Source organism: Cutibacterium equinum (assembly GCF_028021195.1).
Taxonomy (GTDB): domain Bacteria; phylum Actinomycetota; class Actinomycetes; order Propionibacteriales; family Propionibacteriaceae; genus Cutibacterium; species Cutibacterium equinum.
This window is the reverse complement of sequence record NZ_CP115668.1, coordinates 1,579,339-1,604,659: the sequence shown is the minus strand read 5'-3', so window position 1 is coordinate 1,604,659 and position 25,321 is coordinate 1,579,339. Positions and strand designations below refer to the sequence as shown.

The following is a 25,321-nucleotide window of genomic DNA, read 5'->3' as shown; positions in this document are numbered from 1 at the left end:
TAGGCGAACAATGACGGCATCGGTCTTTGCCTGCGTGCGCGCGTGCGGTTGGCTGGTGACATGACCACAACAGTTGATTTTTGGTTCGATCCGGCTTGTCCGTGGGCATGGATGACGTCCCGCTGGATGCTCGAGGTGGAGAAGGTCCGTGACGTCCACACCGTCTTCCACGTCATGAGTCTGGCCGTCCTCAACGAGGGACGTGATCTGCCCGACGACTACCGCGCCGAGATGGAGAAGGCGTGGATCGGCGCCCGAGCCGCCACCGGCGTCGTCGAGGTGCATGGGCAGGAGGCCGTCCGCGACTTCTACACCGCCTTGGGAACCCGCTACCACCTTGGTAAGGAGGAGCGCAGTGTCGAGACTGTCAAGGCTGCACTGGCTGAATGTGGATACGACGAGTCCATAGCGGAGCGTGCCGACAAGGGCGACTTCGATCAGGCCATGCGTGCTTCCCACCACGAAGGCATGGATCCGGTCGGCCAGGACGTCGGTACCCCGGTCCTCCACATCAATGGCATGGCTCTCTTCGGCCCGGTGATTTCCCCGGCTCCCAAGGGTGAGCAGGCCGGGGAGCTGTTCGACGGGTTTGAGAAGGTGACGGCCTACCCAGGGTTCTTCGAGCTGAAGCGGACCCGCACCGTCGGACCTATCCTGGATTGATCCATCTCGGGAGCCATCGCTTGGAGGTCATTGAAACGTCGATCGGGCGTCACCTGCCGTACGTGGGGGTGACACCCGAATTCGCGAGAGTGGGGCAGTAATGATCAATGATCTCGGGAGTACACCATGACCTCCACACCGTTGCGCGTTCTTGGCGCCGTGACCGTCGCATGCCTGGCCGTCACCTGTGCGCCAACCGCTCACGCTGACACCGACGATTCGATGTCGACGAAGACCCCTTACCGCTATTCCGGTGGCGCTGTGCAGGCTCCGCCCGCCGGGTTCCACCCCGTCAACACCCAGGTCGTTGCCCGTCACGGCTCCCGTGGCCTGTCGAGCTTCAAGTACGACGCCCTGACGATGGCGATCTGGGAAAAGGCCGATGAGTTGGGAGCTGTGACTCCTCTTGGACGCGATGTTTACGCCCAAACCATGAAGCTTCACGAGGCCAATGAGAATCTCGGGAACGAGGACACGTGGTCTCGCATGAAGGCTGACGGAGTTGAACTCAGCGAGGGCAACACGCTCGAGAAGGGGTATGGCAACCTCACCGAGCTGGGTGCCCAACAGCATCGGCATCTGGGTGAGCGTCTGGCCCACCGCATGCCCGAGGCTCTCCACGGCGACGACGACTCGATCGTGGTGGAGTCCTCGGGAGAACCGCGTGCTGCCGAGTCCGGGTATGAGTTCGTCACCGGATTGCTCCATGCTGCCCCGCACATGAAGGGGCACATGTCACGTGCCATCAAGGCCCATCCCGAGACGTTGTACTTTCACAAGGACAAGTCGAACTCGGACTACAAGGCCTACCAGGAGTACAAGGACAGCAAGGAACTGTCCGATTACGTCGATGCGGTGAATTCGCGTCCGGAAGTTCGCAAGGCTGCCCGCGAGGTTCTGGAAAAGATCTACACGAAGGACTTCGTCGACCGCCTGGCGGCCGGAGAGTGGACCTTCACCACACCCGAGGGCAAGAAGGCCAAGAACGAGGTTGATGCAGCCCTCAACTTGTACAACCTGTACATCATCGCCCCCTCGATGGCGGCCGAGACCAAGGTTGACTTCGCCAAGTACTTCACGATTGACCAGGCCAATGTCTTTGCAATGTCCCTGGATGCTGAGGACTACGCGGAGAAAGGGCCTGGATTCAAGGGATCGGACATCGCCTATCGCAATGCCCGTCCCCTTCTCGATGACTTCTTGGCTCAGATCGACCAGCAGATCAAGGACCATCCCGAAGGGTCGGCAACCTTGCGGTTCGCCCACGCGGAGACCCTCATTCCCTTCGAGGCGCTCATCGGAGCTCCCGGTTCCCGTACCCAGATCAGCCCCGAGGAGACCAACTTCTGGCAGGCCACCGACTGGCGGGGTTCCAAGGTGGCTCCGCTGGCCTCCAACGTGCAGTGGGACGTCTTCGAGTCCTCGTCAGGTCAGAAAGTCGTCCGGATGCTCCTCAACGAGCAGCAGGCCACCTTCGGGCGTGGCTGCCGTCCGATTACGGCGAACTCTTTCTTCTACACCGTCGACGAGCTCAAGCACTGCCTCACCGGCGCCTCAATCGCTGATGGTGGTTGGTTGGTCAAGCCCGCCGGTGACGAGTCGCCTACGTCTCCTTCCGTCTCCGCGCCGACCGCGACGCCGAGTAAGCCGAGGGATTTTGCCGGGGCGCTTCCTGCTACCGGAGTCTGAAATTCCATGGTGGTGACCGGCAGCCGTGCAACGTGCGCGGCTGCCACACCTGTTGGACGCTCTGCTGATACCTGAGTGCACCCGAGGGGTAACTGCGCAAGGATGGGACCATGGTTGACGATCCCACCCGAGATGCTGACTTGGAGGCAGGCGGGTTCCAGGCGCGCGATCGCTGGACTGAGCTGACCCAGCGCATCCTGAAGGCCCAGGACGCCTATTACGCCAATGACGCCCCGACGATCTCCGACGCCGAGTACGACCAGCTCATGATCGAGCTGACGACGCTTGAGGACGATCACCCGGAGTTGAGGACTCCCGATTCGCCCACCCAACGGGTCGGGGCCCCGCAACGGGTGACCGACTTCGCCCCCGTGGAGCATCTGGAACGTCTGCTGAGCCTGGACAACGTCTTCACTCGCGACGAGCTCTCGGACTGGATGGCCAGGGTTGCGGCGTCGGTCGGAGAAGTCCCGAATTTCCTGTGCGAGCTCAAGATTGATGGCCTTGCCGTCGATCTGGTGTACCGCGATGGTGAACTGGTCTCGGGGGCCACTCGTGGCGATGGTCGCATGGGGGAGGATGTCACTGCGAACGTTCGCACCATCAAGGCGATTCCGCACAAGCTGAGTGGTGACGACGTCCCACGTGTGCTCGAAGTACGAGGCGAAGTCTTCTTCCCGGTCGCCGATTTCGCCGATCTCAACGCCGCCCTTGTCGAGGCCGGCAAGAACCCCTTCGCCAATCCTCGTAACGCGGCTGCGGGGTCTCTGCGGCAGAAGGATTCCCGAGTTACGGCCTCACGTCCGCTGGCGATGATTGTTCACGGCATTGGCGCCATTGAAGGACACGAGTTCCCCAGCCAAGGGCATGCCTACGACAAGCTTGCCGAATGGGGCTTGCCGGTTTCTCCCTACTTCGAGATTGTCGAGACTGCCGACCAGGTGCATGACTACGTCACCCACTGGGGCCACTCGCGGAGCGAGGCTTCACACCAGATCGACGGCGTGGTGGTCAAGCTCGACGACGTCTCCGTGCAGCGCGCGCTGGGTGCAACCTCGCGAGCTCCCCGGTGGGCCATCGCCTACAAGTACCCGCCGGAGGAGGTCAATACCAAGCTCCTCGACATCCGTGTCAATGTCGGAAGGACCGGCCGTGTCACGCCGTACGGGGTCATGGAGCCGGTGAGTGTTGCAGGATCGACCGTCGAGATGGCCACCCTCCACAATGCCTTCGAGGTCAAGCGCAAGGGAGTCCTCATCGGAGACACCGTGGTGTTGCGCAAGGCCGGCGACGTCATTCCCGAGATCTTGGGGCCGGTGGTCGAACTGCGTGACGGTTCCGAGCGGGAATTCGTCATGCCCGACCATTGCCCCAGTTGTGGGGCTGAGCTGGCCTACGAGAAGGACGGTGACAAGGATCTTCGTTGCCCCAACGCGAAGGAATGCCCTTCTCAACTGCGGGAGCGTGTTTTTGGGTTGGCCTCACGGGGAGCCCTCGACATCGAGGCACTCGGCTGGGGGGCCGCCATCGCTCTGACTGACCCGGAGAACCAGCGCCCCGCCGAAGGTGAGATTGGCGAGGGGCTTGCCCACCCTCAGGTTCCGGTGCTTCGCAGCGAGGCTGGTCTGTTCGACCTGCAGCCCGACGACTTGGCCGAGGTCAAGGTGTGGCGTCGTCGCAAGGTGCGCGGCACGTTGGGTCCCTGGCAGCTCGAGCCCTACTTCTTCACGAAGCCAACATCCAAGAAGCCATCCGTCCCGACCGCCACGACCACGAAGATGTTCGACGAATTGGCCAAGGCCAAGTCACAGCCCCTGTGGCGGGTGCTGGTGGCGCTGTCGATTCGCCACGTCGGCCCGACGGCGGCCAGGGCTTTGGCCACCCACTTCGGTTCGATCCCGGCCATCCGAGAAGCGTCCCTGGAGGAACTCGCCGGGGTCGATGGGGTCGGCCAGATCATCGCAGAGTCGGTGCACCAATGGTTCGAGGTCGACTGGCACCAGGACATCGTCAACCGGTGGGCTGCGGCTGGGGTGCGAATGGCCGACGATCGCGATGAGACACCTGAGCAGACATTGGAAGGGCTGACCGTGGTCGTCACGGGAAGTCTGGAAGGCTTTACCCGCGACGAGGCCAAGGAGGCCATTGTGTCCCGAGGGGGCAAGGCTGCTGGATCGGTGTCGAAGAAGACGGACTATGTCGTCGTGGGGGACAACGCCGGGTCCAAGGAGACCAAGGCACGTGAGTTGGGCCGCCCGATCCTCGACGAGGCCGGTTTCCGGCACCTGCTCGACAACGGCCCGCAGGGAGTTCCAACTGTCGCCTGATACCTGATCTGACGGGGTCACCACGCGGGACAAGACACCGCTGGTGGAACACCTGTGGGCCGGGTACGACCACCCGGCCCACAGTGGCGTGATGAGGACTCAGAACTCAGAAATGTTGTGAGCCACGTCGACGGTGGAGAACATTCGGTCGACTGCCGCAATCTGCTCGTCAGTGCCGGTGATGCGGTGGGCAGCAGCCAGGGAGAACCCACGTCCCACGCCAAAGTACAGCGACCCGAGGGCGGCCACATCGAGGGTGGCGGCATCGGTGGAATCGGAGACGCGAGTCACAGTGGCTGGCGCTCCCGGGGCGTCTACGTCGATGCGCCACGTGCCCTCGGCGTAGCCCATCGAGTCGGTGACGTGGAAGGTCACCGAACCCTGGTGATCCCAACCTCGCACCGCCATTGCCCGGTCAACGTCAAGGATGCGCAGCCATCCCAGATCACTGTGACGGGTGAACTTGACCACTCGAGGATCCTCGACTGCCCACGGCAGCGGCGTGGCAGGATCGACCCCCCACGCCTTGATCGTCTCGATGAGGTCGATGGAGGCCAAGAACTCCCACAGAGCCACCTCGGCGTCCGGGGTCGTCGCCACCATGTCAACGACGGTGATCTTGGACCCGAAATCCTTGTCGATCTCGTAAGACACGACGCCGTCAGGTTTTCCGTCGTCATCGTGGTGGACGATCGAACGGATACGACGGTTCGGACCGTCCTTCTGGGGGTCCCAGCGGCCGGAAGCAAAGTCGACATGCCAGGGCTCGCGGTTGTGGGAACCTCGATGGGCCTGGTGGAACGCGGAGAACACTTCCAGCCGCAGATCATCGATGGCCAGCGGATCGGCCATCGAGACGGTCCCGCTCGGCTCGTGGTTGAGCTTGAACCGGCCGTCCGCCACGATCTCGACATTCTGAGCCCGAGTGGAGATGCCGTAGCCAAACCGTCCGTAGATGCTTCCCTCGGTAGCCGTCAGTGCAGCGAAGGGCAGGCCCTCCTCCTTGGAGCGGTTGAGAGCGTTCGTCATCAGCGTGCGAAGCAGTCCGCGGCGGCGGTGGCTGGAACGCACCGTGACGTCAGTGATGAAGGTGGTCGGTTCAAGATGCCCATGTCCGGTGTTGATGGTGCTGGGGTATGCCGCCATCGTCGCGACTGGAAGGCCGGGGAATTCCGGATCGGGGTCAGGCTGTCGGATCGTCCACAACCGTTCACCTTCGACATAGGTGGCGTAGTGCTCGAGTACGGCGTCAGATGGTTGTGCCAGGTGGAAACCCAGTGCCACGGCGCGCTGCACATTGTCGACCGCTTCAGTGCGGGAACCGTCGCTGGTGACGAGCTCCAAGCGGTAGGGGTCAGGGACCTGAACGGGGGAGGTGCTTTCAGCCATACCTTCCACGCTAGCGGAGTTGGTCCATCCGGACGGGCCAACCTGCTGGAGGTTGGTGCCATGATTGAGCCATGACCTTCAAGCCTTCACACGTTCATATTGGTACCGATCATGCGGCCTTTGAGCTCAAGGAGTTCCTCGTCGGCAAGCTGACCGAGGCCGGATACCAGGTCGTCGACCATGGTGCGTCGACCTATGATTCCCTCGACGACTACCCGGACTACTGCATTCCATGCGCCCAGGCCGTGGTGGCCGAACCTGGTTCCCTGGGCATTGTGCTGGGCGGTTCGGGAAACGGCGAGCAGATCGCGGCCAACAAGGTCAAGGGAATTCGTGCCGCGCTGGCTTACAGTGTCGAGATTGCCGAGCTGGCTCGTGCTCACAATGATGCCAACATCGTCTCCCTGGGTGGCAGGATGCAGACCCACGAGGAAGCATGGAAGATCGTCGAGACCTTCCTGACTACGGAGTTCTCCCACGAGGAGCGTCACCAGCGGCGCATTGACAAGCTCGCGTCCTGGGAGGATAAGGGCTCACTGGGCTGAGCGGTCCCCATCAGTTTCGTGGGCCGGGCCGGCGGTGGCCCGACGACGAAGATCCGCCAGTACGGTTGGCCATTCCTGGCCTGGCCCGGGCATCTGGGACTCAGCAACGGGCTGTGATTGTTCAGTGAGTTCGCGCGCCCTCATGGCGCGGTCGCCATCGAGAATGGGTCCACGGTCACGTCCGTGGGCGTGGATGCGTCGGTTTTTGCCGTGGCCAGAGGCATTCATGGGACTATCCTGCCTCACGTCCTGGCCGTCGTGCTCATCGATGCGCGATGACCGCGTCATCTCATCAACCTCGAGAGGACAACCATCTGTGCCCGAAGGCCACGTCATCCACCGTCTTGCCAACGCCATCAGTACGGCTTTCGCGGGAGAACCGGTCGAGGTCACCTCGCCACAAGGCCGCTTCGGCGAGTCCGCAGCCATGCTCGACGGGACGGTGCTGACGTCGGCCCAAGCGTGGGGAAAGCACCTCGTCGTCGATTTCGACAACAATCGTGCCGATCACCTGCTCCACATCCACCTGGGGTTAATTGGGAAGCTCGGGGTGGGACCGTTGGTTCCGGTCGCAGGGCAGGTCAGGTTGCGCATTACCGACGGCGTCACGTCCGCGGACCTGCGCGGCCCCCAGACCTGCGAACTCATCAATGACGATGAATGGGCGGCAATCGCGGCCACTATAGGGCCTGACCCCATTCGTGACGGTGCAGACCCCGACATTGCGTGGCACAAGGTGCGACGCTCCTCCCGCCAGATCAGCGATCTGCTGCTCGATCAGAAGATCGTTGCAGGAGTCGGCAACATTTACCGGGCCGAAGTGCTCTTCCGCCATCGGATCGATCCAGCGACCCCTGGTAAACAGATTTCCCACTCGACATGGTTGGCGTTGTGGAATGATCTGGTCATGCTCATGCGCGCCGGGGTCGAGGCAGGACGCATTGACACCGTCGAGCCAGAGCACACCCCGGAGGCGATGGGGAGAGCGCCCCGCGTTGATCGCCACGGCGGAGAGGTCTACGTCTACCGACGGGAAAACCAACCGTGTCTGGTGTGCACCAGTCCGGTGAAGATGGTCACCCGGGGAGGGCGTCACTTGTTCTGGTGCCCGCGTTGCCAACGTCGGCATCACTGACGGTTGAGTCGGGTCTGGAGGTCAGGATGAGCCGCATCAGCGTCGGCCAGCCATGGACCCTGGTGTCGTGCCAGGAGTCCGCTGACGATTCCTCGTGGATGTGGACCCACCCGTGCGGGGCGGTGCTGTCTGCCGAGCTGCGCCAATCTGACGAGGTCGAACTCGTTGCCGGAATCACCATGCCTCCCGGTGACGACAACGCAGACGTGACGGTCCCCGGTCCGATCTGGGTCCTCGAGGATGGGTTTCCGGCGGCTGTGTGGGCGGCTGGTGCTCACGGACTCGTCGTCACCAGAACAGGCCATGACAGGCACCCAGCCCTCATGGTTTGGCGCCAGGACATGGGCGATTCTTACCCGGCGGACGCGGGAGTCAGCCTACTCGGAAGCGAGATCGTCCTAAGTCCCGGCAGTGTCCGGATGGCTGTGTGGCGCGGTCGGCTCGCCGACGACATCGAGGAGGCGCTGAGCAGCCTTCCTGCGTGGTTGCCAGCCCAGACCATCGTCGATCAGCCCGAAGAGTTGATGTGTCACACCCCCGATGCGGGCATTCTCGTCGATGGGGATGAACACACCAGCGAGATGATCGGCCCGCTGCCGGTCGGCGCGCACGACCTGGTAATTCATGAGTCCAGGGGAGCTACCCGAGTGTTGATCGGTTGGTCACCCGATCTGGCCACGGCTGTGGGCACTCGAGTTGACGAGATTATGTCCGGTTATGACCCACGTACCGTCACAGGGCCGCAGATGTGGCTCCTCATGAGCGCAGTTGACATGAGGGTCGCACCGTTTTCCTGCCTGGAGATGGCTGCCGAGGGCCTCGAGAACGTCTTGTCGCGACCTTTCGGCCCTGCCGAGGGTCACGTGGGGCGGCTCCTCACGTGCTGTGCGGCCTTCCGATTGGGTCATCGCATGGGTGATCCTGAACTGCGTGGCGAAGGAGTGCGACGGTTATGGGATTTGCCATTGGACGAACCCGGAACCTTCATGTCTCGCTGTATCGCCTCGGCCGAACTGGCGGAGTTGGCACCGCGACATGTATGGGTCAATGCCGCATCGGGGGAGGGGGAGGATCTGCTGGTCCGTGCCGAGAGGGCCATTTGGACCGGTAGGTGCGCCAGTCGAGAGGCCGATGAGGCCGTGTGGGAACTGGGAGCTTTCCTGCCCGCCATCCCCGGCGGACCTCTCTACGCCCAAGGTCACCGAGTATCCAGACTTCGGGCCGCGCTGGCCCATGCCATGACGACAGTGTGGCCAGAAGAATTGACCAGTTCGTTCGGCTCGATGCGGGTGGGGGAATTGCGTCAGCGCACGCTGCGTCGGCTTCTTGTCAGTGAGCATTTGGACGACGAGGAGCTGGCTCTCCTGACATGGTGATGTCGCCGAACCACCATCTACCACAATGCTGAATCCGCCGAGAAAGCTCGTTTGTATATCGGTTGTGTCGTGTACAGGGCCTCAAAGTCGGTGTTCTTCCGGTGGGGTTCTGGTTGTGTCCGCGGCACATGGCACAGTTGGGGCGTGACTTCGTCCCACCCTGCACCTGATACGCGAGCGGCAACGACAGCCCGAACGCGGTCTGGTTCTCCGTCGACCCCGAATCCGAGGTCGACCCCGAATCCGAGGTCGACGCCGGTGGTCGTCGTACCTCGATTGATGAACATCGCCGTTGCGCTCATCGTCTTGCGTTTGGTCTTCAGCCGCACGGCATGGGTCGCAGCCGTGAACAACCTGTTCTCGGTGCTCATCTTCCCGATCGATGGCTTTGGCTGGGCGGGCGCTGTCGTCTTGCTGGTGCTAGCGGATGCGCTGTCGCGGCGCAAGAGGTTCGCCTGGTGGGTCAGCATTATTGTCTTCGGACTGATGTGGCTTGTCGCGGCCGCGTTTTTCGTCGTTGTTGTTGCCGAGGTCATCATGGGCAGCCCGACGGACACCCTGAATGACCTCAATATCGCCGGCTATCTGTTCAATGTCTTCTCCGTCGGCTGGATCCTCACGGCCCTGCTGACTCATCGTAAGGACTTTGCGGCGCACACGGTTCGGGCCAATCTCGGCAAGGCCATCGGCGTTCTCGGCGGTGGGTTGTTGGCGACTGGCCTCATCGGCTGGTTGCTGGTCTGGTTGACTGGCGGTGTCGAGCGGCCTCGCAACCGTTTGGTGTACATCGTCAATCGGATCATTCGCGGTAATGGAACCGAGATTGCACCGCCCCCCACCACTGCGTACTGGGTGCAGAAGGTGATTTCCTTCCTCCTTGCCCTCGTGCTGGTCGCTGCCCTGATCGTCACTCTGCGATCTCAGCGCAACCTCGCCATGATGAGCTTGTCCGACGAACTGCGGTTGCGCCGGCTCCTGGACGACAATCCGGCGGATTCTCTCGGCTATTTCGCCCTGCGTCGTGACAAGGCGGTCGTGTTCTCGCGAAACGGCCATGCGGCAGTGTGTTATCGAACCGAAGCAGGGGTCGCACTGGCCTCGGGAGATCCCGTTGGCCCTGCGGATCAGTGGCGAGGTGCTATCGAGGCATTCCTTGACCTGGCCCACACCTATGGTTGGGTTCCCGCCGTCGTCGGCACCTCCGAGGAAGGCGCGACGGCATGGAATCAGGCCGGGCTGAAGGCCATGCGTATCGGCGACGAGGCCATCATCTCTCCCGCGACGTTCAGCCTCGATGATCCCGATCTCAAGCCGGTGCGCCGCACTGTCACCAAGCTGCGCGCAATGGGATACACCACCCGAGTACGTCGCCATGAGGACATCAATCCTCACGAGCTCCAAGGTCTCATCGATCTCACCGACAAATGGCGCCAGAATGGTGACGAGCGGGGGTTCTCGATGGCGCTTTCTCGGCTGGGAGACCCGCTCGACGGACGATGCGTCATGGTGGAGGCGCTGTACCCCGACGATGGTCCGTGTGCTGGCCAGACGGCAGGCATTCTCTCCTTCGCGCCGTGGGGTGCTGACGGATTATCCCTTGACGTCATGCGCCGTGACCTGGACGGGGCCGACAACGGGGTCACCGAGCTCATGGTTGCCGGTCTCATGGCTGCCGGGCCCGAGATCGGCATCAGGCGTGTGTCGATGAACTTCGCAGTGTTCCGTGAGGCGATCGAGGAAGGTGCTCGTGTCGGCGCATCCCCGGTACGCCGTCTCAACCGCTGGCTCGTGCTCGTTGCCTCGAAGTGGTTCCAGATTGAGCAGCTCTATCGATCCAACGTCAAGTACAAGCCGAGCTGGCAGACCCGCTACCTCAACTTCGCCGATACCTCTGACCTGGCTCAGGTTGGTCTGGCGATGGGTATTGCCGAGGGTCAGCTCGACATTCCGCGCTGGCTCTACCCGGTGGAGCCCCCGCCGCAACCGATCTACTCGATCAGCGGTCATCCTGAGATCGCGGAGTTCTTGGATGAGAGGCGCACTCCTGCCCTCCCACAGCGGCGTCTCCCGGAGCAGGTTCGTACCCGGATGGCCACACGTGAACGACTCATCGAGTCCGGGGTCCAGGCCTATCCGCCCGATTGCAAGCCCGATCACCGTCCTGGCGACGTCGTGGTCGAGGCGACTGGTGAGCAGATGACGGTGTCCGGGCGGATCGACGCCTGCCGTGACCATGGCGGCGTCATCTTTGTCGACCTGTTCGATTGGACCGGGTCATGCCAGTTGGTGTTGGAGCGGGAGTCTCTGGGAGCCGATGGACTCCGGGAATTCCGTCACGTGGTGTCTCTGGGAGACCACCTTGTGGCATGCGGGACAGTGGGCGCATCTCGCAATGGAACACTGAGTTTGGAGACGAGTTCGTGGCGGTTGGCGGCGAAATCGCTGCGGCCGTTGCCATCGAGACGGTCGGGGTTCAATGATCCTGAGGCGAAGGTGCGACAGCGTTACCTCGATCTCATCGTCAACCCGGCTGCTCAGCATCAGTTGAGGGCTCGCTCGAACGCCATCCGTGCGGTGCGTGAAACCTTGCTGAGTCACGATTACCTCGAGGTCGAGACCCCAATTTTGCAGACGATCCACGGTGGCGCCAATGCTCGGCCGTTCCGCACACATATCAACGCCTACGACTTGGACCTTTACCTGCGCATTGCCCCGGAGTTGTACCTCAAGAGGCTCATGGTTGGCGGAGTTGGACGAGTTTTCGAGATCGGCAGGAACTTCCGCAATGAGGGAGCTGACGCCACTCACAATCCTGAGTTCACGATGTTGGAGGCTTACCAGGCCTATGGCGATTACGTGCAGATGCGCCATCTCACGCGCGAGATGATCCTTGCAGCGGCGCGCAACGCGATCGGTGACACCGTGGTGCGGGGACGTGACCACAAGGGAGTTGACCACGAGATCGACCTGGCCAGCGAGTGGCATGTCGTGACCGTCAACGAGGGAATCTCGCGAGGACTGGGGGAAGAGGTCAGCGCCGACACCCCCAAGGACAAACTCATCGAATACGCCAACAAGGTTGGTATCGCGACGATGCCGAAGTGGAGCCGTGGCGACGTCATCCTCGAGTTGCACGAACACCTCAGCGAGCACGTCACCGTCGAACCGACCTTCTTCTGCGACTTTCCGACCGACGTCTCTCCGTTGACCCGCCAGCATCGTGACGATCCGCGCCTAGCCGAGAAGTGGGACCTCATCATCTTTGGTTCCGAGGTGGCTACTGCCTACACCGAGCTCGTCGATCCGGTGATCCAGCGTGAGCGGTTCACCGCCCAGTCGTTGCTGGCAGCCGGGGGAGATCCGGAGGCCATGGAGCTGGACGAGGACTTCCTGAAGGCTTTGGAATACGCCATGCCTCCGTCGGGGGGAATGGGAATGGGAATGGACAGGTTGGTGATGATGCTGACGAACACGTCAATTCGCGAGACGATTGCCTTCCCGCTCGTGCGTCCGCGCACGTCGTGAGGCCCAGGACAAGTGTGGTGTGAGAGAGGGAATGACCATGAACGAGGATGCTGAGGTCGGCGAATCGGAGGGGAACGGTCACAAGGTTCTTGACTCATCCCATGGCGCCGTGACGTCGGTTCGCCAGCTCGGTGGAAGGCCAATTCGCGTCGTCTACGACGACGGGGAAGGACCCGATGCCAACGACGATAAACCGGTCATCGTGCTCATGGCTGGCGCCGCAGCATCGAGTGATTTCTGGAAACCGGTCGTGGATCGCTTGCAGGACTTCAACGTCGTCACCTATGACCGGCCTGGCCTGGGCGGAACAGCGTGGCCAGGACGCTACCCGGATCTCGGCGAGGAGATCGACAGTCTGACCGAATTGGTCGAGATCATCCAAGGGCATGGGGACACCAAGGAGCCGCGGAAAGTCGTTCTCGTTGCCCACTCCATGGCAGCTTTCCACGCAGAAGCCTTCGCTCGACTCCATCCCGACGCCGTCGCCGGAATCGTATTCGTGGACCCGTCAGTGGAATGGCCGATTCATCCGCCACGCGAACGCAGCATCGCGCTACCGAATGCCGTCTACAAGCTGATGGATTCCGTGGCGGGCTCGTTGGGCCGCAACGCTTTTGCCATTGGGGTGATGGCACAGACGCGAAGGTCCGGGAAAGCGGTGTGGCATCAATTTCATGAACATCGGCTGCACCGGGTCTATGGGAGTCCTGACGCCATGGCGATGGCGGTAGCTGAGTGGATCGCATACGACCGGCAGGCATGGGATCTCATGGTCGTCCGTTCGGACCATCCGTGGCCGGGCACGTCGACGGTGTTGTTGTCGGCGGTCTATTCGGGACAGGAACAGGATCTGGGCCTCCATGAGCGTCTGGCCGCGATGCTCGGTGCGACGTTGCTCGTCGTGGAGAACTCCCATCACCTCATGATGTTGGACCGTCCTGAGGCTATTGCCGACGCCATTCGTTCGGTGACGCGGTGACGGGATTTCCCGGCGGCGAGGTGGCCCATTGGCCCGGTGACGGGGTGATCCACTAAGCTGTCGACGTTCTCGTCGCGGACGTCGCGACGAGACGGGGCGTAGCGTAGTGGCTAGCGCGCCTGCTTTGGGAGCAGGAGATCGCAGGTTCGAGTCCTGTCGCCCCGACCACCTAGTCAGGGCCACTTTGACGGCATTACCGCTTGTCAGGTGGTTTTTTCTACGCCCTCGCCATGTGGCAGGTAGCGGTGCGGGGTGGCTCTGAGCGTCGCTATGTGACTGTACCGGGTACGACTGTGGCTAGGGGTTTTGCCTGCACGGTCTCAGACGATCTGTACCCAAACCGTACCTGCGGTCATGCTCTCCTGGGGTGTGGGACATCCCCGGGAACCCGGGCAATGCTCTGGTGGATACTCCGACCCTGCGGGCTGCCTCGGGACATCCCCGGGAACCCGGGCAATGCTCTGGTGGATACTCCGACCCTGCGGGCTGCCTCGGGACATCCCCGGGAACCCGGGCAATGCCCTTCGTCGAAAGCTCAACGCTCATTCGGTATTTCGCTGAGCGATACGAATTGCTGTGTGCATCCGGTGACCGCGGCTGGATCTGTCTGCGGCAGTGAGCGTCGTCGGCGCGCTCTGGCGACAGGCCGTGGTGGTCGTGGCTCGTACCGGCAAGTCAGTAGCGTGCAGTCCCTGGTGGGACTGGGTTTTCGCGACCTCACCTGGCGGCACTCAGTTGTGCAGACGATACCCTTCTAACATGTTCGCCACGACGCAAGAACCTGATCATGGATGACGTGGCAGCTCTCGATCGGCTCATCGTAAACCGCCAGCGGGACCTCAGTATCCCAATCCTCATCGCGATGTACCGTGCGGCGAATCTACCCAAGGGGGCCGTCACATACGAGACCTTGCGTCGCATGGCAGCCGACGAAGCACCCGGTCCCACATCCGGCTGGGCCTCTTGACACCCCAGCCGCCAGCATGCGAGGAGCGGGTCAAGGTTGCCACAGCCCGATGGCTGCTACCCGACCTGACTGCCGTGTCCGACGCCATATCAGATTCGACATCCGAGGATGCCGCCCTGAGCCGGTGGGTTACAGACGCCATCCTCGCCACCTGACTAGCACGCCTCACTGCCGGTGAGCGTGACCACATGAGCCGCATCGCGGCAGCATGACAACGGAGTAAGAATGTCCAACGAGCACCCCGACCCGAGCCCCAGCGCCAACGGGAAGGGCAAGAAAACAGCGAAAGGCTGCGGCTGCGCCGCCATCGTGATGGCCGTCATCATCGCTATCGCCGCCATCGCGGGAGGTACTGACGCCGACAAGACGGCCAGCCCGAGTGAGACCTCAACCCAGGCGGTACAGGCAAAGACGCAGGAGGCCGAGGCCACGCCGACGCCCACGCCGACGACCAGCGTCACGCCCACTGCGACCGTTGCGCACAGCCCCAAGGCGTCGGGGAAGGCCGGGCAGGGCACTGCTGCGGCCGCCCTTGCCGCGCTGCCTATCAAGGGGCGAGCCCCGAAGACCGGGTACTCGCGAGACCAGTTCGGCCAGGCGTGGGCTGACGTAGACCGCAACGGCTGTGACACCCGAAACGACATCCTGCGCCGCGACCTGGTCAACAAAACCTACAAGCCGGGAACGGGCGACTGCACCGTGACATCCGGCGACCTGCCCGACCCTTACACCGGGCGAACCATCGCGTTCAAGCGCGGCCCACGCTCCAACGCAGTCCAGATCGACCACGTGGTCGCCCTGTCGAACGCGTGGCAGACCGGAGCCCAACAGCTCTCAGAAGACAGCCGTGAGGCATTCGCCAACGACCCGCTGAACCTGTTGGCCGTTGACGGTCCCACAAATGAGGCCAAGGGTGATGGTGACGCTGCTACGTGGCTGCCACCCAACAAGCCGTTCCGTTGCGCCTACGTGGCGCGCCAGGTGGCAGTGAAGACGAAGTACCACCTGTGGGTGACCAGTCCCGAGCGTGACGCCGTCGCGAGTATCCTGCACGGCTGCCCTGCCCAGAAGCTGCCGACCAGTTCCGGGGCCCCGGTGGTGCTCGGACATGGTGGTGGCACCCATGCTGTCAAGCCTGCTGTGACCCGTGCGGCCAAGCCTGCCGCGACCCGTGCCGCCAAACCTGCTGCAAAGCCCCGCCACACAGCCCCCACGACTCGCCATTCTGCGACCGGTGGGTCCACAAGACGTCACGCGGAATCAAAGTCGACAAAGAAAGCCAAACACCACACAGAATCCAGCTCGACGAAGAGGGAGCAGCCAAGCCGGGAGACGGTGCATGGGGGATCGTTCTGCTCAGGTGAAGGCTCACAGGGGGTGACAAAGAAAGGCACAGTGCTGACGTGCAAGGTCGCCAAAGATGGCCGTCTGCGCTGGAAAAAGTGACGTGGCCGTCGCGGCAGCTCGACCCGTAGTGACGATCGCGGGAAACGCTATCGTGTCGTTGTGCCGTGCTGACCGACGACGGCATGTCGCACCCAGGCCGAGGTTGACCAGCTGCACTTCATCCGAGAAGACGCCCCTGTGACCTACGCTCCTTTAACGTTTTTCACATGCGTGCTCGTACCATGGCATTTCTCGGCCTCATCGTGATGATGCTGGGTCTGATGACGGTCCCGGCATCAGCCGATGAAATCGGCGACTTATCCAACCACGTCACCACCTACGAGATCCACGCCGACGGCAGCATGACCACGAAGTCGACGGTGACATGGCGATTCACGACCAACGTTGATCGCGTGTACTTTTCAGTGCCGGTGGGCGTCGCAGGCCGCAACGACCTGAGCTGCGTACGCATCGTGGGACCGGATGGGAAACAGCCCAAGACTCACCTCACCTATGAGGCCGGTCACCAAGGTCAGCGCCTCCGTAGGTACACGGTCGAGGCCAAGGACTATCCCATCAAGTCCGGGCCGTGGCGGCTTGAATACACACTCGCTCACGCCCTCACCGAGCACCAGCCATGGACGGTGTTCTCACGACGCCACCTGTCGCCAGACAACCCGCTGATCAAGCACTGGGAAGCCACTGTATCGACGCCCTGGGAGATTGACCAGGTGAACTGCACCGTCAATGGCAAGAAGATCTGTCGCACGGAACAGAACGGTAAGTCCGTCACGTTCTCGGGTCGCCAAGCGCCGAGAGGAACTGACGTGGTCATCCAGGCCGGTGTCCTGACCGCACTCACTGGTCACATCGGTGAACCCGAGCGGCCCAACGATTCGTCGTCGACGGTAACGCCGAGCTACTCGCCGGAGGCGTCAGATACGCCATTGGCCAGCGCCGAACCATCGGAGTCCACTGCCGAGCCCTCGCCGTCGGAGAGGGAGTCAAACAGTATAGAAGCGAGTCCGAGTGTGTCGAAGACGCCTGCCGCCGGCAGTTCAACCAAGGATTCCGACGACGACCAGTCCAGTTTCGATGTCGCAAAGTTCGTAGGCTTCGTCGTCGGCGTCCTGGCACTCATCGGCGTTGTTGTGGTGATCGTGTGGCTCATCCTCCGCAGGCGACGAAACGACGCCGCTGCCCAGAAACGGGCACAGCAGTATCCACAGCAGTACCCGCAACAGGCGCAGCAGAGGACACATCCGCAGTACCCGCAACAGCCGTGGCAGGGTGGTCCGCAGCAGCCACCGCAGTACCCGCCACAGCAACCACAGCAGCCGCAACAGTACCCGCAACAGCCGTGGCAGGGTGGTCCGCAGCAGCCACCGCAGGATCATTAGTTACAAGCGCCGGCTGGCATTGGCGGGCACGCCTTCGAGGACGCCCGCCAATGCCACCGTGCGTGCGTCACATGCAGCAACTGCGTGGCGCCCCGACGACGTACCGCTCCGTCTGGCTTCCTGCGGTTGTGTGCCGGCTGGGGTGCAGTCGCATCTGGCGCATGTACCCAGTGATGACCACGACTGGGCCAGGCCGCGCCGATCGTCGGCACCGCACGCATCGAATACGATCTCCCACGCCTTGTCGGGAAAACACCCTAGGCCGTGGTATCAGTGTCCGCGTATGGGTTGTGTCCGTGGGCTATCCGTAGTGCGGTGAAGAGCGCTATTGGTTTCTCGGCGTCGGGTCTGACAAAGCAATGATGGTCGGTTCACAAGCCGTCTTCATCGGTGCTGTTTCGGCGGGTGCGGGCTGTCGCAACATCGGTTCCGAGGTTTGTGTAATGAGAATACATGTGTATCCCGTAGATGCTAGGCTATCCGCGGTTATAACGAAGCTGAAAGGATAGCACAGTGCCGAATCGTATGCCAACCCTGATACGACTCACGAGCCTCCTTGCCGCTGCTGGACTCCTGGTCACAGGATGTTCCTCAAGTGATTCCTCGAATACTGCTGCCGAGAATCCGGTGACAAGCCAGGTGACATCGTCTGCACCGGCCCCATCCGAGACGACCTCGCCAACTCCTATTCCTACTCCGGAAGAAAGCTCTGCTACTCCAAGCCCGACTCCGAGCGTGGTCGAGTCGACTGTCACTCCAACCTCAACCCCGACCCGTGTCGCCGTAGCGCCAGTCAAGACTCCCAAGCACAAGCCGACATCGCAGAAGCCAAAGAAGGTAAAGAAGGCGACGTCGAAGAAGCTGCCGATGAACACCGTCGAGGGCACGGTGCGGGTGATGAATGCCCTTGAAGCGGCGCAGTTCACCGGAGAGAGCCATACGCCGAACGGTGAGCCGATCTCGTACAAGTACGTGGTGTTTGTGTTCGACAAACCGACCTCGTTCAAGGCTCAAACGTTTGACCCCGAGAGTCCCGCGAGGATCGACGTGGCCCAAGGGGTTCGACTCGGGAGCAAGACGGCTGACTCGCGAGAAGGCTCGGGTTTTGATCTGGATGGCCAGAGGCTGACCATCAGGTTCAAGTCGCGCAACTGCGATTGGCCGAGTGACACAAGTCTTCCGCTGGGTCAGCCCTCCTGCAGGACCTTCACGGTCCTGGGCTGAACCCCGAGTGGTTCATCACGACGATCGCGATGGTCGATAGTGGGGCTGAGGCTGAATCCCCAGAAATAGGTTGGCGAGGCGCCCTGGCACACCAACCGGGGGAAACCCGCTACTTTATGACACCTCAGCATGCGTCGTGTCCTATGTAAGAACGCCTTAACCCGCTGCTGGGTGACCTGACAGGAAAACAGTTCTAGGTTCCATTCATCAGTTTTCCGCAACAAGGCCAGGGGCCGGGATGGCTGGCTGTTGCGAGACGAGACCGGAGATGACGGGAGAAAATCTTTCATCCCGAGGCGCAGAACTGCGATAGCGTCCACTTCGATAAACAGTGTCTTGAAGGGTGCGGCTCAGATTTGCTGCGATTGACGCCGATCATCGGCGCGCGTGTTTCGTCATCGGAACCTTTCTCCGCCGCGTTTGCCGCGGCCCCGAGTTGATTAGCCACTGACACAACGGCGGCGGGTGGGTGATGCGCTTGGCTCACCCACCCGCCGCTGTGGTTCGCGATTACAAACAGATCACCTCAGGCATCAGGCTCCAGTGTTTGGCAGCTTCTTGGCCTGGGTCTTCTTGGGCTTGCTGGTCTCGATGGTGATCGGGGTGTTGGTCGCTTTCGTTTGGCTGGGCGTGCCATGCCCGGACGGATGCACAGACCCATGCGGCGTGCGTCCGCCGGTCGGGCTCGCACTGACGGACCCGGTTGGGCTTGCGGTGGCAGATCCGCTGGCAGTGGCGGACCCGGTTGGGCTTGCGGTGGCAGACTCACTCGGCGTGGCGGACCCGGTTGGCGTGGCGGACCCGGTTGGCGTGGCGGACCCGGTCGGGTTCGGCTTGGGCTCATCGACGACCTCGACGAAGATCGGGTTGGCGTAGAACCACGTGTCCAGCCAAGGATTGCCGGAACGGATCTCCTCGCCATGCTTCTGCGGGCCGCGCGGGTCAACATCCTTGCCGTAGAACCCAACCCCGGTGTTCTTGCCGTCCCCACCTCGGAACCGGAAGTAGAAGTCGGACTGCACATTGGTGAAGGTGTGGGTGATCGTGAAGGTGCCCTTCTTGTCCGCAACATCGATCATCTGGGCCACCTTGGTGCCCTCAGCGCGATGGCTGGCGCGATCCTTCTCGGCGGTTGGCCCGGTGATCGGGCCTGCGATGATGTCGACGAAGGCCAGGTTCGGGATAACGTCCACGAACTGCTTGCGCGGATCGGGGCGCTCCTCGCGGCCGATCTCGGCATCGATGTAGCGTACGGTGTAGTCGGTCTTGGTGACCGTCATCTCGACGGTGATGTCCTGACCCTTGACCACCTGGAGGGTCTCGCCCAAAGTGGCGCTCTTGGTGCCCGACGTTGCCTTCACCACGAAGCCCTTCAGCAGGTGGCCGTGGTCGCTCCAGGAGCGGCCGTTGCGCAGGGCGTCCATCACGGCCGCGTAGCTGCGTTCGACGGCACCAGTGTGCACGCGGGTGAACTGGCCAGGCCAGAAATCGGAACCCGACTGGGCCTTGTCGTAGGGCTTGGCCTCATCCACCAAGTTTGCCACGTTGCTGTCGCTCATCAGGTCGCCGGAAATCACCCACTTGCCGCTGGCATCCTTGACGAGGATGTCGCCTGCCTCACGGTTACGCAGCTCATCGTAGGGGTTGGGACGGCGGCCACCAATGCTGGCCATCCGAGCAGACTCCTCCCAACCGTCGGCCTGCTCGTCGGAGCCCTTCAGCCCGTTGTCCACATCCTCGATGCGCTGGTAAAAGTCGGTCTTGTCGCCGCTGCTCGGATCGATCTGGTAGGGATACTTGCCCAGGCTCCATGTGTGCCAGGTGTACAGATGGGCATCGGAGTTGGCGGTGATGTAGAAGCGTCGACCCTCAGCCAGCATCGAATCCCAGAAACCACCGACGATGGAGGTCATGGAGTCCCAGCCGCCGTAGAGGTACATGAACTTGCGGTCCTCGGTGACGAAATCGGGGAAGGCGTTCTTGTAGCCCGACGGGTCCCGTCCGTACTCGCCACGGTCGTCACCGGGGTCGACGTTGCGGCCATAGGCGTAGCCCTGCGCGCCGGGGGCACCCTCCATACCCACCAAGATGTCGGGGGTGGCGTCGTGCCAATCTCGCACGAAGTTCGGGTGGAACATGGCTTTACGCATCGGGTGAGCGATCATCACCAGAGCGTCACGAACCTTGCCGGCCTTCTTCTGCTCACCGAGCCAGGCGATACCCGCCTTGGCGATCTCCATCTCTTCCTTGTGCTTGGCAGAGCCGGGGGAGGGCTGGTCTTCCCACTTGTTCATCTTGCCGTCGTAGGTGAATTCGAACTGGCGCAGCACGTCAGTCACATCGTCTGCGTCCAGAATCACCGTGGCATGCTCCGCACCGGGGACATACCATTCCAGGCCTTGGAAGATCAGCATGTTGGGATGCTGCTTGCGCTCGGCCAAGATGTCAGCGCGAGAGCCACCCGCACCGTCTGTGGCCGAGTTCTGCATGATCATGGTGAGCACCCGGGTGTAGGCGTCCTTGTCTGCCTGTTCGGTGTTGGGGTCGGCAATCAGCTCGCGCAGCTTGTCGCTGATGCGCTCAGGGTTGGTGTGCTGCCAGTTGGAGTGCTCGGCGAAGACCATCCAATCGACGCCGAAGTATTCGGCGGCATCGACCATGTGCTCAGTCTTGTACTTGGCGTCCTGGCTCCACTGGGTGTGTACGTGGTGGTCGCCCACCAGCCACTGCAGCTTGGCCGGGTCGATGTTGCCCGCACCGGCACCGTCGACGTCCGGGGTTTTTGCTGAGGCGTAGGTGCCGTTGACGATGAAGCCACCGACGACGGAGGCAGCGGCCGCAGCAATGCCGGCCTTCATGATTGAACGGCGGCTGACGCCCATTCGGGCCAGCTCGATGTCGCCGACAACTTGGGCGGCGAGGTATTCCTCATCCGAAGTGTGATCGTGGTCATGGTCGTGGGAGCGCATTCATCCTCCTGAGACGTGGGGTCACTGGAGAACCTAACTGCGTTCGATGAACCCCGAACCAACTCCCACGACCGCCGCGCTCATGTCTCGTTCACCCGGCATTTACGTGGCGATGGTCGGCTCGGGTGCGACACAACCCGGACATCACAACCGTCCGGCCTGGGACGTCAGCACTGCGCACTCGGCTGCCATCATCGTCGTCCTTTTCCTGTACCACATGGGGCTGTCCAGCCGTGAACCTCCTGCTCGCTGCGAATGTTTCGTACCAACAAATATGCCTTGTCGAAACGGTGTAAGAATGTCGTTATCGGAGAACACGGTTCCTCAGTGGCTCGACAATGGCTCGGCTCAGAAGGGATGGGGAACGGCTCCATGTCTCTTCCTGGCCTTTGGAGTGACGCATGCGCACATGTTCGATCTCTCGGTACGCAGTGTGTGCTGCCGGTACCTGATCCCCCGTGACTGCTGGCCCCGACGTGAGTCTTCGGTTTGCCCAGCCGACGAGTTCGCGCCATCGCTGAGAACTGCTCCATGGTCGATGTGACGCCGACGGCGAATCCATGTATGCTGTCGAGGTCCCCACGGGGGCATGCGGATGTAGCTCAATGGTAGAGCCCCAGTCTTCCAAACTGGCTACGCGGGTTCGATTCCCGTCATCCGCTCTCTGAACGTCGCGAACAGTAAATCGGCGGCTGTCTCTCGCGGCTGTGGTGCAAGTGTCCCATGAGTGTTGACCAAGTTTGACATGGGCGTTGCTGGGTATATGAAACCCTCGTGCAGACTGCCCCGACCCCCTACGCCTCAATTGGGAAAATCCATTGCTCTCGCAGTAGTTCTATATAGAATATATTTTCTATATGGCCGTTTGCCCCTGATCGTCCAGTAACTTGTCCTGTGTGTGAAAAGACAATAGCAATTTATACTACTGCATTCTAAGGCAGATTGTTATAGGAGGTGCAGTATGGAGATCCTCGATCATTCTCTGATCCCGGCTTTGATTGCGGTGATGGCTAATTCACCTCTGGTAGCGCATCCGGTGCGGGCTAAGATATCTGAAACATAGGACCGCACGGTTGCTTCGGAGAGCTTGGTTTGGCGAGCAATGGTTTTGTTGGCGAACGCTTTTAATAGCAGGCGGAACGTAGGACGTAAATGATCGGGTAATGCTTGTACTGTCGTGATGAAATCAGCGTATTGTTCGCGGTCTTTCTGTGCTTGGGCGTAAGCGGCTGTAATGATCTCGGTGGGGCGTGGTGACATAACTTGTTGTCCGGCTTTCGCCTTACGGATCAGTTCCGCAAGTTCAGGGGCAGGGATGTCTTTAGTGAGGAAGCCGCGAACGCCAGCCCCGATAGCCATTCCGAGGGATTCTTCATGCTCAAAAGCAGTGAGAATAATTATCGTGATTTCCGGATGCTCACGGTTGATCCTGCGGGCTGCTTCAATTCCGATCACTATGGGCATATCTACATCTAGTAAGGCCACATCTACTCGATGTAGGTCGAGCTGATCAAAGACTTGCACGCCATTAGCAGCTTTGGCTACCACCTGCAGACCTTGCTGAGAGTTAAGAAGGCTCGCCAGGCCGTCGCGAATGATCCGATCGTCATCAGCAATCAAGATTCGGATATCGTCTGCGCTACTCATGATCTGCCCCTTAAGTGCCTTCGTGCTGCGGTTGAGGTGTGTCGACGGGAAGGTTGATAACGGTGAGCCATTGTCCGCCGGCGTTAGTGATATCCATGGTGCCACCTTCATTTTGGATTCTTCCCCCCAGGTTTTCAAGCCCGTATCCGCTGCTCAAAGCTGGCGCTGCGGGCTGGGCGGCAATCTCATTACTTAGCGAAATAGTGAGCAATCCGTTCGTGTCGTTCCGCTCCGCCACGAGCGTGGCCAAAGAATCGCTGGGCGCATACTCCAGGATATTTGAGCAACACTCCCGGATCGCTAACGCTGCCGTTCGCCGCTGTTGGTGGCTAAGCAGACGATCTAAATCTTCGCAGGCCATCAAATCCAATGTGATGTTCCTAGTTTTCAGCATCCGTGTTACCTGCTCAATAACGTCAGGCAAAGTAGGTTCAGTAGCTGAAGTGTCGATGGCCAGGATCATTGGTCGGATACGTCTAGAAGCACTGGTTGCTGCACTCACCAGTGGATCCATTTCCTCATTCAGCTCAGGGTGGCGTATCGCGATATCCTGGGCTAGCACAGCGACGTGAGCCAAATCTTTAGCTGTCGTATCATGCAGTTGGCGAGCCAACTCGCGGCGGCTTTCCACGACGCTGGCGCGTAGAAGTTCTTTTTCCTGTTCAGCCAATAGTCGCCGCCCGCTATGCCAGCGGAGCACTAAGCCGACAATCATGACGAGCGCAGCAGTGAATAATGAACTGAACGCTTACACGCTGGGTGTGGTGCTCACTGCCGTGGCTGTTATTCCAGTTAATAACAGCACTAGCACGGTTGGGACAATCCATGATCGCGCTAACCACAGCACCATGAGCGCACTGAGTCCAAAGCTCATCATATCAAAACTGTGGCTCATGTTTAATGCATTAAAAGCTATATAGCAGGCAACGAAAATGAACTCGAACGCTTCTAGCCATCCTCCAGCTACAAATAATACTATAAGGATGAGAGAAGAAAAATCGCCAAATAATGAAGCGTGGTGCTGGTTAGAAATACTCGTGGTTATATCGGACACTATAAGGAAGAGGGTCGATAATCCGACAACCAGAGGCTGCACCAATGTGGAGCGCGTGTAGCTAGGGAACAAGAAGCGAGGCATCATCAACAATGATACCCCGGCTTAGCTGTTCGTAGTACGTAGGTTCATGGCGCTCGATTAATGGGACTTTTTCCCTTGGGGGCGCTGTGGCCTCTGCTTGTCGCGTTGGCAGTCGGGTCGGTCGGCGAGGGCGTTGGCGCGAGCTTGGTTGTTAGACGACGGTCGCGGGTAGGCCCAATTGCTGGCTAGACCCAGGTTGCGGCCCGGGCAAGGAAAGTAACCCAGGTATAACGTGTCGCTGATGTTGATAGCGGCCAGCCGAGAGTAGTCGTCGATGGCAGTATCGTCGCAAACCCACTCGATGCAGCTACGTTTGCGGTGCGGATACTGCTTTTGGCTCGTCAATCCAGTCGCTAGTTGTTTGGGGTCATTACGTTCATGGCGCGTGTTGGGGTGCGTGTGGCTGGTTTCCGTAGGCGGTGTGGGGTGGTGGTGGTTGTAGTGGACGTTCCAGGCTTGCAGAGCGGCGCTGCGTTGGGCGTCGGAGGTGTAATTGCCGGCGTAGAGGACCTCTTCGTTGAGGATCCGGTTGTAGTGCTCGACTGTGTCATTGTGGCAGGGCGTGTAGGCCCGGATGAAGTGGTGTGTGGCGAGCTGTCTGCGGATCGTGCGCTCGAAGGTGTGGGCTTTTTGTCGCGGGGGCTCTTGTCAGTGACCAGACTTGTGATATTGCGAATGGCATGGAGCGCGAACCAAGCCTGTGCCCGGTGCCAGAAGCCGATCACGAGGCATTTTTATCGGGCAGGGCTTCGGTGTGGGCCGGGCAACTGAACCCGTCGATGGCGGAGTGCACGTAGGTGTAGCCGACTTTCTGGCCCCTCTTCGCCCGGTTCGACTGGCTTGGCCGGAGTCGCGACCGTGGATGTGTCAGCCGCCGCCCTCGGGGTCGTGCTGGCTTTCTTCCCACCCAGGTAGATCATGTGTCCGCGATAGCAGGCTGTGATCGTGTTCGGGACGCGGAC

General features: G+C 61.2%; 16 protein-coding genes, 2 tRNA genes and 1 pseudogene. 13 read left to right on the top strand and 6 right to left on the bottom strand.

All coding sequences use genetic code 11. The annotated features are described in order from the left end of the window. The first annotated feature begins 60 nt into the window (after positions 1-60). The 3 genes from O6R08_RS07315 to ligA all read left to right on the top strand — a co-directional run bounded on the left by O6R08_RS07315 (position 61) and on the right by ligA (position 4,679). Positions 61-663, top strand: a complete 603-nt coding sequence (locus O6R08_RS07315) for a mycothiol-dependent nitroreductase Rv2466c family protein (protein ID WP_271417543.1) — start codon at positions 61-63, stop codon at positions 661-663. A 126-nt stretch (positions 664-789) separates the two neighbouring features. Then, on the top strand, positions 790-2,352 hold the full coding sequence (locus O6R08_RS07310; protein WP_271417542.1) for a histidine-type phosphatase: 1,563 nt from the start codon (positions 790-792) through the stop codon (positions 2,350-2,352). A 110-nt stretch (positions 2,353-2,462) separates the two neighbouring features. Further along, on the top strand, positions 2,463-4,679 hold the full coding sequence (ligA, locus tag O6R08_RS07305) for an NAD-dependent DNA ligase LigA (RefSeq protein ID WP_271417541.1): 2,217 nt from the start codon (positions 2,463-2,465) through the stop codon (positions 4,677-4,679). Between the two features lie 99 nt (positions 4,680-4,778). Here ligA and O6R08_RS07300 read toward each other — a convergent pair whose 3' ends face one another. Further along, positions 4,779-6,068, bottom strand: a complete 1,290-nt coding sequence (locus tag O6R08_RS07300; protein ID WP_271417540.1) for a GNAT family N-acetyltransferase — start codon at positions 6,066-6,068, stop codon at positions 4,779-4,781. 71 nt (positions 6,069-6,139) lie between these two features. Between O6R08_RS07300 and O6R08_RS07295 the strand changes: the two genes are divergently transcribed. Continuing rightward, a complete protein-coding gene (locus O6R08_RS07295; RefSeq protein ID WP_271417539.1) occupies positions 6,140-6,613 on the top strand; it encodes a ribose-5-phosphate isomerase in 474 nt (157 codons plus the stop codon). Here O6R08_RS07295 and O6R08_RS07290 read toward each other — a convergent pair. Next, positions 6,602-6,841 (bottom strand): hypothetical protein, encoded by a 240-nt coding sequence (locus tag O6R08_RS07290; RefSeq protein ID WP_271417538.1) that lies wholly within the window; start codon positions 6,839-6,841, stop codon positions 6,602-6,604. The two genes, O6R08_RS07295 and O6R08_RS07290, sit on opposite strands and share 12 nt — an antisense overlap. Here O6R08_RS07290 and O6R08_RS07285 point away from each other — a divergent pair. The 8 genes and pseudogenes from O6R08_RS07285 to O6R08_RS07250 all read left to right on the top strand — a co-directional run bounded on the left by O6R08_RS07285 (position 6,840) and on the right by O6R08_RS07250 (position 18,605). Then, positions 6,840-7,748 (top strand): Fpg/Nei family DNA glycosylase, encoded by a 909-nt coding sequence (locus O6R08_RS07285; RefSeq protein ID WP_408640101.1) that lies wholly within the window; start codon positions 6,840-6,842, stop codon positions 7,746-7,748. The two genes, O6R08_RS07290 and O6R08_RS07285, sit on opposite strands and share 2 nt — an antisense overlap. Before the next feature lie 98 nt (positions 7,749-7,846). Continuing rightward, on the top strand, positions 7,847-9,124 hold the full coding sequence (locus tag O6R08_RS07280) for a hypothetical protein (protein WP_271419307.1): 1,278 nt from the start codon (positions 7,847-7,849) through the stop codon (positions 9,122-9,124). A 279-nt stretch (positions 9,125-9,403) separates the two neighbouring features. Beyond that, complete coding sequence (gene lysX / locus O6R08_RS07275) at positions 9,404-12,649, top strand: bifunctional lysylphosphatidylglycerol synthetase/lysine--tRNA ligase LysX (protein ID WP_271417536.1); 3,246 nt, start codon at positions 9,404-9,406, stop codon at positions 12,647-12,649. Between the two features lie 37 nt (positions 12,650-12,686). Continuing rightward, positions 12,687-13,628: an alpha/beta fold hydrolase gene (locus O6R08_RS07270; protein ID WP_271417535.1), complete on the top strand. Its 942-nt coding sequence runs from the start codon at positions 12,687-12,689 to the stop codon at positions 13,626-13,628. A 92-nt stretch (positions 13,629-13,720) separates the two neighbouring features. Then, a tRNA-Pro gene (locus tag O6R08_RS07265) sits at positions 13,721-13,796 on the top strand. 1,111 nt (positions 13,797-14,907) lie between these two features. Then, positions 14,908-15,681 (top strand): annotated as a pseudogene (locus tag O6R08_RS07260) (HNH endonuclease family protein); the annotation flags it as partial. 527 nt (positions 15,682-16,208) lie between these two features. Further along, the gene (locus O6R08_RS07255; RefSeq protein WP_271417534.1) at positions 16,209-17,381 is read left to right on the top strand and encodes a DUF2207 domain-containing protein; all 1,173 of its coding nucleotides are present in this window, start codon (positions 16,209-16,211) and stop codon (positions 17,379-17,381) included. A gap of 867 nt (positions 17,382-18,248) precedes the next feature. Next, entirely contained in the window at positions 18,249-18,605 is a 357-nt protein-coding gene (locus tag O6R08_RS07250; RefSeq protein WP_271417533.1) for a hypothetical protein, read from the top strand. A 533-nt stretch (positions 18,606-19,138) separates the two neighbouring features. On the opposite strand, the gene O6R08_RS07245 is transcribed toward O6R08_RS07250, so the two are convergent. After that, a complete protein-coding gene (locus tag O6R08_RS07245) occupies positions 19,139-21,574 on the bottom strand; it encodes a histidinol phosphatase (RefSeq protein ID WP_271417532.1) in 2,436 nt (811 codons plus the stop codon). A 591-nt stretch (positions 21,575-22,165) separates the two neighbouring features. Between O6R08_RS07245 and O6R08_RS07240 the strand changes: the two genes are divergently transcribed. Then, positions 22,166-22,236, top strand: a tRNA-Gly gene (locus O6R08_RS07240). 313 nt (positions 22,237-22,549) lie between these two features. Here the strand turns inward: O6R08_RS07240 and O6R08_RS07235 are convergent. The 3 genes from O6R08_RS07235 to O6R08_RS11445 form a co-directional block, all read right to left on the bottom strand. After that, positions 22,550-23,221: a response regulator transcription factor gene (locus tag O6R08_RS07235; RefSeq protein ID WP_271417531.1), complete on the bottom strand. Its 672-nt coding sequence runs from the start codon at positions 23,219-23,221 to the stop codon at positions 22,550-22,552. 10 nt (positions 23,222-23,231) lie between these two features. Further along, positions 23,232-23,936: a sensor histidine kinase gene (locus O6R08_RS07230; protein WP_271417530.1), complete on the bottom strand. Its 705-nt coding sequence runs from the start codon at positions 23,934-23,936 to the stop codon at positions 23,232-23,234. Between the two features lie 480 nt (positions 23,937-24,416). Then, entirely contained in the window at positions 24,417-24,935 is a 519-nt protein-coding gene (locus O6R08_RS11445; protein ID WP_408640155.1) for a hypothetical protein, read from the bottom strand. Positions 24,936-25,321: the final 386 nt, after the last annotated feature.

Excerpts from the sequence above, each read along its gene's own strand:
- O6R08_RS07315 (WP_271417543.1), top strand. The coding sequence starts at position 61 with ATGACCACAACAGTTGATTTTTGGTTCGATCCGGCTTGTCCGTGGGCA.
- O6R08_RS07310 (WP_271417542.1), top strand. The coding sequence starts at position 790 with ATGACCTCCACACCGTTGCGCGTTCTTGGCGCCGTGACCGTCGCATGC.
- ligA (WP_271417541.1), top strand. The coding sequence starts at position 2,463 with ATGGTTGACGATCCCACCCGAGATGCTGACTTGGAGGCAGGCGGGTTC.
- O6R08_RS07300 (WP_271417540.1), bottom strand. The coding sequence starts at position 6,068 with ATGGCTGAAAGCACCTCCCCCGTTCAGGTCCCTGACCCCTACCGCTTG.
- O6R08_RS07295 (WP_271417539.1), top strand. The coding sequence starts at position 6,140 with ATGACCTTCAAGCCTTCACACGTTCATATTGGTACCGATCATGCGGCC.
- O6R08_RS07285 (WP_408640101.1), top strand. The coding sequence starts at position 6,840 with ATGGGACTATCCTGCCTCACGTCCTGGCCGTCGTGCTCATCGATGCGC.
- O6R08_RS07290 (WP_271417538.1), bottom strand. The coding sequence starts at position 6,841 with ATGAATGCCTCTGGCCACGGCAAAAACCGACGCATCCACGCCCACGGA.
- O6R08_RS07280 (WP_271419307.1), top strand. The coding sequence starts at position 7,847 with ATGTGGACCCACCCGTGCGGGGCGGTGCTGTCTGCCGAGCTGCGCCAA.
- lysX (WP_271417536.1), top strand. The coding sequence starts at position 9,404 with ATGAACATCGCCGTTGCGCTCATCGTCTTGCGTTTGGTCTTCAGCCGC.
- O6R08_RS07270 (WP_271417535.1), top strand. The coding sequence starts at position 12,687 with ATGAACGAGGATGCTGAGGTCGGCGAATCGGAGGGGAACGGTCACAAG.
- O6R08_RS07255 (WP_271417534.1), top strand. The coding sequence starts at position 16,209 with ATGCGTGCTCGTACCATGGCATTTCTCGGCCTCATCGTGATGATGCTG.
- O6R08_RS07250 (WP_271417533.1), top strand. The coding sequence starts at position 18,249 with ATGAACACCGTCGAGGGCACGGTGCGGGTGATGAATGCCCTTGAAGCG.
- O6R08_RS07245 (WP_271417532.1), bottom strand. The coding sequence starts at position 21,574 with ATGCGCTCCCACGACCATGACCACGATCACACTTCGGATGAGGAATAC.
- O6R08_RS07235 (WP_271417531.1), bottom strand. The coding sequence starts at position 23,221 with ATGAGTAGCGCAGACGATATCCGAATCTTGATTGCTGATGACGATCGG.
- O6R08_RS07230 (WP_271417530.1), bottom strand. The coding sequence starts at position 23,936 with ATGATTGTCGGCTTAGTGCTCCGCTGGCATAGCGGGCGGCGACTATTG.